We start from the raw sequence: 13888 nt of genomic DNA, 5'->3' as shown, positions 1-13888 counted from the left end.
CCAGGCCCGACAGAAAGTGACCACCCCGTGACCGCAGCCCTCGTCGTCAACTCCGGCTCGAGTTCGTTCAAGTACCAGCTCATCGAACTCGAGGACGAGCGCACGCTCGCCTCGGGGCTCGTCGAGCGCATCGGCGAGTCCGCCGGGGCCTGGAAGCACACCAACGCGCTGACGGGGGAGTCGTCGTCGAACGACGCCGCGTCGGTGCCCGACCACGCGGCCGGGTTCCAGGCGATGATCGACGCGTTCGCGAAGGTGGGCCCGTCGTTCGACGAGCACCCGCCCGCCGTCGTCGGCCACCGTGTCGTGCACGGCGGCACCACCTTCGACCGCGCGACGGTCGTCACGGACCAGGTCGAGCAGCAGATCGAGGACCTCAACAGCCTCGCGCCGCTGCACAACCCCGCGAACCTCGAGGGGATCCGCGCCGCGAAGCAGGTCTTCTCGGACGTCCCGCACGTCGCCGTGTTCGACACCGCGTTCCACCAGACGATGCCGCCGCACGCGTACACGTACGCGATCCCCGCTGACCTGGCCGCCGAGTACGGGATCCGCCGCTACGGTATGCACGGCACCAGCCACAAGTACGTCTCCGAGCAGGCCGCGGAGTTCCTCGACCGGCCACTCGCCGAGCTCAAGACGATCGTGCTGCACCTGGGCAACGGCGCCTCGGTCGCGGCGATCGACGGCGGGAAGTCCATCGAGACCTCGATGGGACTGACCCCGCTCGAGGGGCTCGTCATGGGCACCCGCTCCGGCGACCTCGACCCCGCGGTGCTCATCCACCTGCACCGCGAGGCCGGGATGACCTTCGACGAGCTCGACACCATGCTCAACAAGCGGTCCGGTCTGCTCGGCCTGACCGGCAACGGCGACATGCGGGACGTGCAGGACGCCGCCACCAAGGGCGACGAGCAGGCGGAGGCGGCGCTCGCCGTGTACCGCCACCGCATCCGGCGCTACGTGGGCGCCTACACGGCACAGCTCGGCGGGCTCGACGCGGTCGTGTTCACCGCGGGGGTCGGCGAGAACAACGCCCTGCTGCGGCGGCGCGTGCTCGCGGGGCTCGAGCACCTGGGCATCGAGATCGACCCGGACCGCAACGAGCTGGCGTCGCGCGACGCCCGCCGCATCTCCACCGACGGCTCACGGGTCGCGGTGCTCGTGATCCCGACGAACGAGGAGCTCGAGATCGCTCGGCAGTCGGCTGCGGTCGCGCTCTGACGGGTGCCGCCGCGTCGCGGCGGCACGGTGCGGTGTTCGTCGGTGGGTGTGGGGCTGCCTGCTGGGTGCGCGCTTGCAGCGTGGCACGGGGCGCGGAAGCCCGCACGGGGTGAGCAGGTGCGCACGGTGCGGACGGGAGGCGCGGGGCGGGCTGGCTCCGTGCCTCCCGTCCGTCCGCGGGGTACGTCCACCGCACGGTGCGGTGTTCGTCGGTGGGTGCGGGGCTGCCTGCTGGGTGCGCGCTTGCAGCGTGGCACGGGGCGCGGAAGTCCGCACGGGGTGAGCAGGTGCGCACGGTGCGGACGGGAGGCGCGGGGCGGGCTGGCTCCGTGCCTCCCGTCCGTCTGTGGGGTACGTCCACCGCACGGTGCGGTGTTCGTCGGTGGGTGCGGGGCTGCTTGTCGGGTGCGCGCTTGCAGCGTGGCACGGGGCGCGGAAGTCCGCACGGGGTGAGCAGGTGCGCACGGTGCGCGGCCCGGCACCTTCGGCGAGGAGACCGCACGGGGCGACGAAGCGCGCACGGTGCGGCGTTCGCGGACCGTTCAGGTGAGGGCGCCCAGCGCCGCCGGGATCGGGGTGTCGCCGCTGGTGACCTCGAACTGCACGCCCACCGCGGCGTCGTCGAGCAGGGCGTGCAGGACGACGGTCGCGACGTCCGCGCGGGGGATCGAGCCGCGCGGCACCGTCCGGCCGACGTGGACCGTGCCCTGCGGCGGCGTGTCGAGCAGACCGCCGGGACGCACGATCGTCCAGCGGAGGCGTCGGGCCCGCAGGTTCGCGTCCGCCTCGGCCTTCGCCCGCAGGTAGACCTGGAACACCGCGGCGTCGTCCTGCGCGGGCACGACGGCGAGCTCGGGGTCGTAGGTGTCGGCCGCCATCGCGGAGATCATCACGTAGCGCTCGATGCCGGCACGCTCGGCGGCGTCGGCGAGCAGGATCGCACCGTCACGGTCGACGGTGAGCTTCCGCTCGGCGCCGCTGTTCGGCCCGGCACCGGCGGCGAACACCACGGCATCGACACCGCGCAGGCGGAGCGCGAGGTCGTCGTCGCCGAGCTGCTCCAGATCGGCGACGATCGCACGCGCCCCCTGTTGCTCGACGTCGGCCACGTGCGCGGGATTGCGGACGATCGCGACGGCGTCGTGGCCGGCGTCGGTGATCTGGCGGGCGAGGAGCAGGGCGATCTGGCCGTGTCCTCCGGCGATGGCGATCTTCATGTGTTCGAGTCTGCCCGTCGCGTCCGGTAGACTTCTCGGCGGCTCCTCACGTGACGCCATCCAGGCCAACTCCCCCAGGGCGGAAACGCAGCAAGGGTAACCAGGCTCTGGCGGGTGCGTGAGGAGTCTTCTTCGTTCCGGGTCGAGTCAGCTCCCCGGTGTCGCCCCCCGTTCGGGAGGTCTCGCGTCCTTTTTCGTCGATGCTTGCGGACAGCTTCCTGATCATGTGTAAAGATCTGCCTCAGGAATCCCCAACCAGGGTTCCGACCCTCCACCGCCTCACCAGCGGAGGAGCCTCCACCGCCTCACCAGCGGTGGATTCCGAGGATCAGGTGGCGGGCGCGCCCGCCAGGAAAAGAGACACGCATGCGCAGGCACGCGTCGCTGCCCGGTACCCCCGTACCCTCCGCAGCGGACGAACGGACACGACGGATCACCCGCGCCGACGGCCGAGCTCGAGGACGAGCGACGGACGGTCGGCGGCTCCTCCTGCGCGGCGGCGTCATCGCCACGGTGACGGCGCTCATCGCCGCCACCGTGGCGATCCAACCCGCTGCGGCCGCCCAGACCGACGTCACCGAGGCCGAGGGGCTGCTGCTCAGCGGCTCCGGCATCGTGAACGCCGACGCGGTCGCCCAGCTCGGCGGCGCGTACTCCGCACGTGGCGCGAGCTCCGGCGGCGGCACCACGAACCAGCCGCTCAACCTGACGGCGCTCAACGCGGTCGGGGTGGACCTCGGCAACGACGTCGACCTGCTCGGCGCGAACGGCATCCTGACCCTCGGCGTCGACGGTCAGTACGCCACGACCTCGGCCACGGGCGCGACCGCGTCGTCGGGACTCCTGACGAACGACGGCGGCATCGGGGTCGGCACCGGGTCCGGCACCGGCGCTGCGACGGTCAACCTCAACCCGCTGTTCTCGCGCGTCGGCGCCGACACCACGGTGCTGTCGAACGCGCAGCTGCGGATCGGGGCCCTGGCGTCCCGGATCCAGGCGACGCGCGGCACCACGGTGGGGACGACGACGGACTACCGGATCGCCGGCGCGGATCTCAACCTGACGAGCCCGGCGGTCGCCGGACTCAGCACGGCGCTCCGGAACGACCTGCGCACCTTCTCGGGCACGGTGAACTCCGCGGTCGGTGCCGACGGGGCGCTGTCCGGCACGACCACGGCGCTGACGAGCGAGCTGCAGCGGCTCCTCCGCACGACGAGCCTCGGACTGGTGAACGTCAACGGCACGACGGTCACCGCGACCGTCGACCTGAACCTCGACGACGCCCTGACCCGTGTGCTGCAGCAGCCGCTCACGGACGGTGCGGTGACGATCACCCCGTCGACCGGCGCGATCACGGTCGACCTCGACCGGCTCACCACCCTGAACGGTCAGCCGGCGAACACGTCGGTGCTGACCGAGGCGGCCGTGAGTTCGATCAACCGGAGCATCACGACGATCCTCGGCACGCAGCTGCCGACGGCATTGCAGACCGCGGTCGTCAACACGATCAACTCGACCGCCGTGCGGGTGAACGTCACCGCGAACGTCAACCTCGCGGGCATCCCGCTCACCGCACTGGCCCTCCGCGCGGACACCACGCTCGGCGCCCTCGCCGGCACCTCGCCCGCCACCGCGACGGTGACGGCGACGGGCGGGCCCCTCGGCCTGAACGTGCTCGGTACCCTGCTCGCCCCGGCGGTCAACGCCGTCGTCATCCCGGCACTGCAGACCATCGTGCGTCCCCTGGTGACGGGCACGGCCCTGACGAACCTCGGCACGACGCTCACGGCGACGACCTCGGCCGTCTCCACCCTGCTGAGCCCCGTCGTGCTGCTGCTCCGTCAGGTCGTCGACCTCACCGTGAACGCGCAGGACACGACCGGCTTCCGCGACCCCCGCGGGTACGACACCGGATCGCGGAGCGTGCACGCCCTGCAGCTCTCCGTGCTCCCCGGGGCGAACGTCGCCACCGTGGACCTCGCCACCTCGACCGTGCGTGCCACGGCCTTCGCGGCACCGACCATCACGGCACCCACGGCCGGACAGCAGTTCACCGTGCCGTCGGCGACCTCGACCCGCAGCGTCGTCGTGAGCGGGGCCGGGGAGCCCGGTGCCGCCGTGGCCGTCAGCCTCGGCGGGGACCGGACCGGCACCGCGACCGTCGCTGCCGACGGGACCTGGACGACGACCATCGCCGACGTCCCCACCGGTTCGTACACCGCGACCGCGACCCAGACGGTCGGCGGCACCGCGGCCGGCACCGCGACGCAGGACTTCTCCGTCGTGGCCCAGCGCGCCCTGACGATCACCACCCCCACGGCCGGTCAGACCTTCACGACGACGGGGGAGACCGCCCCGGTCACCCTGACGGGCACCGCGACGGCGAACGCGCGCATCAGCGTCGACCTGGGCGGCGGCGTGACCGCAACGGGCACGGCGGACGACGCCGGCGCCTGGAGCGTCACCGTCCCCGAGGTCCCGGTCGGCGAGCAGACGGCGAGCGTCACGCAGACCGTCGGCGACACGACCTCGGCACCCGTGACCCGGTCCTTCCGGGTCGTGGCCGCGGCCGGCCTGACCGTCGACACCCCCACGGCGGACCAGGACTTCCCGCTCGCCGGCGACACCCGGTCCGTCCCGTTCTCCGGCAGTGCCCAGGCCGGTGCCCGCGTGGACGTCGACCTCGGTGACGGCCTGACCGCCACCACCCGCGCGAACGCCGACGGCACCTGGTCGACGAGCGTCACGGACGTCCCGGCCGGGGAGTACTCGGCCGAGGTCACCCAGACCGTCGGCGGTACGACGAGTGCCCCGGTCACCCGGGACTTCACCGTGACGGCGGCCCCCGCGCTCACCATCGACGAGCCGGCCGACGGCAGCACCATCACCGTCGCCGACGAGAGCTCGACCACCCCGGTGACGGTGTCCGGCTCGGCCGCCCCGAACGCCCGGGTCACCGTCGGCATCGGTGGATCCTTCACCGCCGCGGTCACCGCGGACGAGGACGGCGCCTGGACGACCACGTTCGTGGGGGTCCCGGTCGGCAACCGCACCGCCACGGCGCGTCAGACCGTCGACGGCACCACGTCCGGCCCGGTCGAGACGACCTTCACCATCGAGGCGGGTGACCCGCTCGCGATCACCTCGCCCGACGACGGCGACGTCGTCACCGTCCTCGACGCCGACACCACCACCGACCTCGACCTGGCCGGCACGGCCGAGGCCGGTGCCGAGGTGCGGGTCTCGCTCGGCGACGGGCTGACCGCGACCACGACGGCCGACGACGACGGCACCTGGACGCTGACCGTCACCGACGTCCCGGTCGGTCGGTACACGATCTCGGCGACGCAGACCGTCGGCGGGACCACCTCGCCGGCCGTCCGCCAGGTCGTCACGGTGCAGGCGGGCGCCCCGCTCGCCGTCACCGCTCCGGCGCAGGACGCCACCGTCACGGTCGCGACCGACGACTCCGTCCTCGACGTCACCGTGCGGGGTACCGCGCAGCCCGGCGCCCGCGTCGAGGTCGTCCTGGACGACGGTGAAGCGGTGTCCACGACGGCGAACCCGGAGGGCACCTGGTCGGTGCTCCTCACCGACGTCGGCACCGGCGACCACACCGCGACGGTCACCCAGACCGTCGACGGTGCGACCTCGGCACCGGTGGACCGTGACTTCGCGGTCGAGGCCGGCGACGAGCTCGTCATCGTGGCACCGGGTGACGCCCAGCAGGTGCCCGCCGGCACCGGCGGCCAGGCCAACGTGGTCGTCCGCGGCACCGCGGAGCCCGGCGCGACCGTCGCCGTCACGATCGACGACGGCGACCCCGTCGAGGTCGTCACGGACACGGCCGGCAACTGGGAGCTCCCGACCACGCAGCTCGGCATCGGCGAGCACACCGTCGAGGCCGTGCAGACCGTGAACGGCACCGACGGCCCGGTGGTCACGCGTGACTTCACCGTGGTCCCCGGCAACGCCATCGTCATCGACACCCCAGCGAGCGGCGCACGCTTCGTCGCGGTCGACGCCGATGCCACCGCGACCGTCCGAATCACCGGCACGGCCGAGCCCGGTGCCGCGGTGACCGTCTCGGTCGGACCCGGCACCCGGTTCACCACCACGGCCGACGACGACGGGCGGTGGGCGGTCGACGCGACCGGTCTCGCCCCGACCGGCCTGTACACGGCGTCGGCCAGCCAGGAGGTCGAGGACGTCGTGACGAGCGCCGTCCCGATCACCTTCGAGGTCGTCACGGCCAACGCGCTGACGATCACCGGTCCGGACACGGACCCGATCTCGGTCGCAGGCCCCGACGTCGAGCGCGACGTCACGGTCACCGGCACCGGCCAGCCCGGCGCCGCGGTCACGGCGACCCTCGCCGGCTCCGAGGACCAGGAGACGACGGTCGGTGCCGACGGCACGTGGTCGGTCACGTTCCCCGACCTCGGCGTCGACGTGCACCAGGTCACGGTCACCCAGACCCTGGCAGGCAGCGTCTCCGACCCGCGCACCTCCGACCCGGTCGAGCGCACGATCACGATCGAGGCCGCCGAAGCCGTCACGATCACCGCACCGGCGACCGACGCGGTCCTGCTCGTGCCGGACGCCGACGCGACGCGCGACGTCGTGGTCACGGGTTCGGCGGAGCCGGGCGCGCCGGTGACGGTGCGACTCGGCGACGACGAGGCGACCACCACCGCGGACGCGGACGGCGACTGGACGGTCACGTTCGGTGGGGTCGGTGTCGGCACCCCGACGCTCACCGCCAGCCAGACGGTCGGCGGGACCACCGCCTCCGGTCCGGACCAGACCGTCACGGTGCGGGCCGGGACCGCGCTCACCATCGTGACCCCGGAGGACGGCGACGTCCTGACGGTCGCCGACACGTCCGGCACCGCCGACGTCGAGGTGACCGGTCGGGCGCAGCCCGACGCCGAGGTGACGGTCCGGATCTCGACCGGCGAGACCGAGACGGTGACGGCGGACGAGGACGGCCGGTGGGAGACCACCTTCCAGGACGTCCCGGTCGGTGACCACCGCGTCACCGCGACGCAGGTCGTCGGCGGGCAGACCTCGGCGCCGGTGACGGCGGCGGTGTCGGTCCGTGCCGGAGCCCCGCTCGTCGTGTCCACGCCGCGGGGTGCCACCACCGTCACGGTGGCGGACGACGACGCCACCACCGGGGTCGACTTCGCGGGTACCGGTGAACCGGGCGCGACCGTCACGGTCGACCTCGGCGACGGCGGGACCGCGACGGCGACCGTGGACGAGGACGGCCGCTGGGCGACCACGGTCGAGGACGTGCCGACCGGCTCGTTCACGGCCTCGGTCACGCAGGCCGTGAACGGCACCACGAGCGCTGCGGTCGAACGACCGGTGTCGGTGGTCGCCGCTGCCGACCTGGTCATCCGTGAGCCCGGCGACGACCCGATCACGGTGGCCGACGGCGACGCGACGACGACCGTGACGGTCGCGGGTGACGCCCAGCCCGGCGCCACGGTGACGGTCACCGTCGACGACCGCGACCCCGTCGAGGTCACCGCCGGCGACGACGGCTCGTGGAGCGTCGACGTGCCGGACCTCGGTGTCGGCGAACACACCGTCGCGGTGACGCAGACCGTGGACGGCTCGACCTCGACCACCCCGGTCGGGACGACGTTCGAGATCGAGGCGGGCGCGCCCGTCGTCATCACCGAGCCGACGGCCGACCAGGAGTACACGGTCGCCGACGGGGACGGCACGACGACGGTCGACGTCGCCGGCACCGCCGAGCCGGGCGCGACCATCGTGGTCGACCTGGGCGACGGTCGCACCGAGTCGACCACCGCGGACGACGACGGCGCCTGGAGCGTCTCCGTCCCCGGTGTGCCGGCCGGCACCACGACCGTCAGCGTCACGCAGCGCATCGACGGCACCGAGTCCGCGCCGGTGACGGTGGACGTCCGCGTCCTCGTCGCCGACCCGATCACGATCGCCACCCCGGCGGATGGCACCACGATCCGGGTCGCCCAGCGCGACTCGCTCGCGACCCTCACCGCCGCGGGGGCCGCTGAGCCCGGTGCCGAGGTCCGTGTCACGATCGACGGCGGCAACGCCCGGACCGTGACCGCGACCGACGCTGGCACCTGGAGCGTCGACCTGCCGGACACCGCCGTCGGTGAGCACACGATCCGTGCGACCCAGACGGTCGACGGCTCGACGTCCGCAGCGGTGCGCAGCACCTTCACCGTCGCACCCGGTGCGGCGCTGACGGTCACCGCCCCGGCTGACGACACCACGTTCACCGTGCCGAGCACCGACCCCACCGCGACCGTCCCGGTCGGCGGCGAGGGCCAGCCCGGCGCGACGGTCCGCGTCGTCCTCGACGACGCCGACCCGGTCGTGGTCCGTGTCGGCACCGACGGACGGTGGGAGACCACGCTGGTCGACGTGCCGGCCGGCGAGCACACGCTCGTCGTCACCCAGGTCGTGAACGGCACGACGTCCGATGCGATCGAGCGCGACGTGACCGTCGTGGTCGCCGCCGCGGACGCGATCGTCGTGACCAGCCCGGCCGACGGCGCCGACCACCGGGTGCTCGGCGGCTCGACCGACGTGCGCGTGACCGGTACCTCCGCACCGAACGCCGCGGTCTCGGTCCGCATCGACGACGGCACCGCGGTCACCACGACCGCGGACGACGACGGCGCGTGGTCCGTGACGGTGCCGGACGTCGCCGAAGGGACCCACACGATCGCCGCCAGCCAGACGGTCGACGGTGCCACCACCGACGCCCCGCGGGTCGGCTTCACCGTGACGGCCGCGACGCCGGTCGTCATCTCGAGCCCGACCGACGGCCAGGCGTTCCCGACCTCGGGGTCGACGAGGTCGGTCCCGGTGAGCGGCACCGCCGAGCCGGGAGCGACCGTCACGGTCGACGTCGACGGCCGGACCGCCACGACGACCGCCGGCGACGACGGCTCGTGGACGGTCACGATCGGTGGGGTCCCCGTCGGGGAGCACACGGTGTCGGTGACGCAGACGGTCGGCGGTCGGACCTCCGACCCGGTGACCGCCGACGTCACGGTCGTGGCCGCGCAGGAGACGGGCATCGTCATCACGAGCCCCGACCCAGGGCAGCTGATCACGGCGGACGGGTTCGGTGACACCGGCTCGTTCACGGTGACCGGCCAGGCCACCCCCGGCGCCGCGGTGACGGTGACCCTGTCCACCGGGCAGGTCCGCGCCACCACCGCCGACGACGAGGGCGCGTGGAGCGTCGCGTTCGAGCGTGTCCCCGAGGGCGAGTGGACGATCGGCGCCACGCAGTCGGTGAACGGCACGACCTCGGCGGCGCCCCGGGTGCCGATCGTGGTCGACACCCTGGAGCCGCTCGCGGTCACCTCACCGACACCGGGTGAGCAGCAGATGGCGGACGAGGACGGCGGGGTCGACTGGATGGTCACCGGGACCGCCGAGCCCGGCGCGACCGTCACCGTGCAGCCGATGGGGCGCGACGCGGTCGCGACGACGGCCGACGAGGACGGCGAGTGGGCGACCACCGTCTGGTTGCCGGTCGGCGTGCACATGCTGCGGGTCACCCAGTCGGTCGGCGGGTTCACCTCGCAGGCGCAGATGGTCCGCGTCATGGTGATGGACGACGCCGTCGACCCGGGGGAGCCGGGCACGCCCGGCACCCCGGGGACGCCCGGTACCCCTGGAACGCCGGGTGCGCCCGGTCTGCCCGGCACGCCGGGGACCGGCGGTGGCTCCGGCACCGGCAACAGCACCGGCGGCGGCTCCGGGAACGGCTCCGGCACCGGGATCGGTGGCTCCGGCAACGGCACCGGTGACCTCGCCTGGACCGGCGCGGACGTCGTCCCGATCGCCGGCACCGCGGCGGGCCTGGTGGCCCTCGGGTTCCTGCTGCTGGGGCTCTCCCGCCTCGCCCGCGGGTTCCGTCGCCGCACCCGCGGCTGAGTCCGCACCAGCGTCACACACCGCGCCTCCCGCCCGTCGACCAGACGGACGGGAGGCGCGGTGCCGTCCGGGCGCTCGGCCCACCGCCGGTGGGTGGTCCGGCCCGGCGGGACGACCTGTGGACGGGCACGCGGGTTGTCGGTCGTGACGGCTACCCTTGTCGCGTGGTCACCGCCCTGTATCGCCGTTACCGGCCCGAGAACTTCGCCGAGCTGATCGGGCAGTCGCAGGTCACCGACCCGCTCCGCACGGCGCTCCGCACGAACCGCGTCAACCACGCCTACCTGTTCAGCGGCCCGCGTGGCTGCGGCAAGACGACGTCGGCCCGCATCCTCGCGCGCTGCCTGAACTGCGCCGAGGGCCCGACCGACACCCCCTGCGGCGTCTGCCCGAGCTGCGTGGAACTCGCCCGCGACGGCAGCGGCTCGCTCGACGTCATCGAGATCGACGCCGCGAGCCACAACGGTGTCGACGACGCCCGTGACCTGCGCGACCGGGCCGTGTTCGCCCCGGCTCGCGACCGCTACAAGATCTTCATCCTCGACGAAGCGCACATGGTGACGCCGCAGGGCTTCAACGCGCTGCTCAAGCTCGTCGAGGAACCCCCGGAGCACGTCAAGTTCATCTTCGCGACGACCGAGCCCGAGAAGGTCATCGGCACCATCCGGTCGCGCACCCACCACTACCCGTTCCGGCTCGTCCCGCCCGCGGTCATGCTCGAGTACATCGAGCAGCTCTGCACGCAGGAGTCCGTGTCGGTGGCCCCCGGCGTCCTGCCCCTGGTGGTGCGTGCCGGCGGCGGATCCGTCCGTGACACCCTGTCGCTGCTCGACCAGCTGATGGCCGGCAGCGAAGACGGTGCGATCGCCTACGAGCGTGCCGTGGCCCTGCTCGGCTACACCGACGCCGCCCTGCTCGACGACGTCGTCGACGCCCTGGCCGTCGCCGACCCGGCGTCCGCGTTCGCCGCGATCGACCGTGTCGTGCAGACCGGACAGGACCCCCGCCGCTTCGTCGAGGACCTGCTCGAGCGCCTGCGCGACCTGATCGTCGTCGCGGCGACGAACGAGAGCGCCGCCGCGGTCCTGCGCGGGGTCTCGCCGGAAGAGCTCGACACCATGAGCCGCCAGGCCGGGGTCTTCGGCGCGACCGGGCTCTCCCGTTCCGCCGACATCGCGAACCGGGCCCTCACCGAGATGACCGGCGCGACCTCCCCCCGGTTGCACCTCGAACTCATGACGGCCCGGATGCTCGTGCCCGAGGCCGACGACACCCAGCGCGGAGCCCTCGCCCGGGTGGAGCGGCTGGAGCGTCGTGTCGGGGTCGGCGACGCCGGTGGACACCAGGCCGGGGCCGGCGACCAGTCCGCTCCCGCCGTCGCCGCTGCACCGCGTCGTGAGCAGCCGGCAGCCGCGGCTCCTGCAGCGCCTGCTCCCTCGCTTGCCCCGACGCCCGCTCCGGCAGCGGCTCGCACGACGCCCGAGCGTCCCGTCGAGCAGCCCGTCGCGCCGCAGGCCGACTCCGGAGCCGTGGCTCGTGACGCCGCAGCGTCGTGGGCAGCGGTCGCTCCGAGCGCTCCTGGAGCGCCCGCGCAGACGTCGACGGAGCCCGCGAAGTCCGAGCCCTCGAAGCCCGAGCCTTCGACGCCCGCTGCTGAGCCGGTCAGTCCGTCGTCCACCGGTCAGGGCACGACGATCGGTGACGAGCCCGCCGTCCGGACCGTCGGTGCCGTCGGGTTCCAGCAGATGCGCGACTCCTGGCCGCAGATCGTCGAGCACGTGCAGCACGCCAAGCGTTCGGCGTGGTCGGTGGTCGTCACGGCGCAGGTCACCGCGCTCCGAGACGACGTGCTGACGCTGACGTTCCCGAGCCAGCAGGACGTCGCCTCGTTCAAGGAGATGTCCGACCCCTCGGCGAGCGTCAGCGAACTGCTCCGTGCCGCCATCGTGGACGTCCTCGGTCTGCGCGTGAAGTTCGTCGCCCGCGGGACCGGACAGCAGCAGCGTCCCCAGCAGCAGCAGCAGCCGGCTCCGGCGCAGCAGGCCGCGCCGGCCCAGCGTCCGGCTCCCGCCACGCAGGTGCCCGCCGCCGCTGCCCCGACCCCGGCCCCGGCTCCGGAGCCCACAGCACCGGAAGCCCCGGCGCCGGCGTCCGCTGCCACCCCCACACCGACGGCCACCCCTGCCACGGAGCCGAAGGCAGCGCCGACCGCGCCCGCGCCGCAGCGCGAGCGGACACCGGCCGAGCCGACCCCCGCTCCCTCCGGTGCGCCGGTGACGGACTGGGCGGTCGCGACCATCCCCGCCAGCGACCCCACCACCGACGCCGTCCCGGAGTCCGTCGAGCCCAGTTGGGCAGCACCCTTCGGCACCGTGCCGGCGTCCGCGCCGGTCGCTCCCGCCGAGACGAGCACGCCCCAGTCGACCGAGTCGGCACCGTCGGCCGCACCCGCGCGACCGGCCGGTGCCACGGCCGGGCAGCCCGAACAGCCGACCGCCCCGGGTCCGCAGGCGGCGTCCGGAGCGTCAGCCGTGCCTCCCGGCGGTCCCGTCGCGCCGGGCGTACCGGTCGACGACTACCCGCTCGACGACGAACCGTACGACGACGGCGCACCGTTCCCCGACCCGGGGATCGGGCGCGGCGCAGCGCCCGCAGCCGCGGCGCCGGCAGCCCCGGCGCAGCAGGCCGCACCGCAGCGCGCGGCCCAGCCCGCCGCTGCTCCCGCACGCACCGCACCGCCCGCGCGCCGCGCCCCGGTCGCCGGCCGGTACGGCGAGGCCGTCGTGCGTGAGATCCTCAACGCCCAGTTCATCGAGGAGACCGCTCTCCACCAGGACGGTGCCTGATGTACGACGGGATCGTCCAAGACCTCATCGACGAGTTCGGCCGCCTGCCCGGCATCGGACCGAAGTCGGCGCAGCGCATCGCCTTCCACATCCTGCAGACCGAGTCGTTCGACCCGAGTCGTCTGTCCGAACTGCTGGCCGACGTCAAGGAGCGGGTCCGCTTCTGCGAGATCTGCGGCAACGTCACCGAGAACGTCCAGTGCAGCATCTGCCGTGACCCGCGCCGCTCGCCGGCCACGATCTGCGTCGTGGAAGAAGCGAAGGACGTCGCCGCGATCGAGCGCACCCGGGAGTTCCGTGGGCTGTACCACGTGCTCGGCGGGGCGATCAGCCCGATCGACGGCATCGGACCGGACGACCTCCGCATCCAGCAGCTCATGACGCGCCTGGCCGACGGCACCGTGGCCGAGGTCATCATCGCGACCGACCCCAACCTCGAGGGTGAGGCGACGGCGACCTACCTCAGCCGGCTGCTCGTCCCGATGGGCATCCGCACCACGCGGCTCGCGTCGGGGCTGCCGGTCGGCGGCGACCTGGAGTACGCCGACGAGGTCACGCTCGGTCGTGCCTTCGAGGGGCGCCGCGTCGTCGGCGGCTGACCCCCACGCAGGATCCTTGCGTCGGGGCCCGCTCGCACGCAACATC

Annotated in this window: 5 protein-coding genes and 1 other RNA gene; 5 read left to right on the top strand and 1 reads right to left on the bottom strand. The window is 73.7% G+C overall.

All coding sequences use genetic code 11. From position 1 onward, the window contains the following. Positions 1-27 precede the first annotated feature (27 nt). The gene (locus tag FFG40_RS14535) at positions 28-1224 is read left to right on the top strand and encodes an acetate/propionate family kinase (RefSeq protein ID WP_027466390.1); all 1197 of its coding nucleotides are present in this window, start codon (positions 28-30) and stop codon (positions 1222-1224) included. Positions 1225-1766: 542 nt separating this feature from the next. On the opposite strand, the gene FFG40_RS14530 is transcribed toward FFG40_RS14535, so the two are convergent. After that, positions 1767-2441, bottom strand: coding sequence for an SDR family oxidoreductase (locus FFG40_RS14530; RefSeq protein WP_027466391.1), 675 nt, complete (start codon positions 2439-2441; stop codon positions 1767-1769). A 37-nt stretch (positions 2442-2478) separates the two neighbouring features. On the opposite strand from FFG40_RS14530, the gene ffs reads away from it, so the two are divergent. From ffs to recR, 4 genes are all read left to right on the top strand, one after another. Further along, an RNA gene (ffs, locus tag FFG40_RS14525) (signal recognition particle sRNA small type) lies at positions 2479-2575 on the top strand. 232 nt (positions 2576-2807) lie between these two features. Then, positions 2808-10397 (top strand): choice-of-anchor G family protein, encoded by a 7590-nt coding sequence (locus FFG40_RS14520; protein WP_138803830.1) that lies wholly within the window; start codon positions 2808-2810, stop codon positions 10395-10397. Between the two features lie 164 nt (positions 10398-10561). Beyond that, positions 10562-13243 (top strand): DNA polymerase III subunit gamma and tau, encoded by a 2682-nt coding sequence (locus tag FFG40_RS14515; protein ID WP_143882753.1) that lies wholly within the window; start codon positions 10562-10564, stop codon positions 13241-13243. Continuing rightward, positions 13243-13842, top strand: coding sequence for a recombination mediator RecR (recR, locus tag FFG40_RS14510; protein ID WP_017888680.1), 600 nt, complete (start codon positions 13243-13245; stop codon positions 13840-13842). Before FFG40_RS14515 ends, recR begins: the two co-directional genes overlap by 1 nt. The last annotated feature ends 46 nt before the right edge of the window (positions 13843-13888 follow it).

It is taken from the genome of Curtobacterium sp. KBS0715 (assembly GCF_005938005.2).
Lineage (GTDB): Bacteria > Actinomycetota > Actinomycetes > Actinomycetales > Microbacteriaceae > Curtobacterium > Curtobacterium flaccumfaciens.
This window is presented reverse-complemented; position numbering and strand designations above follow the sequence as displayed.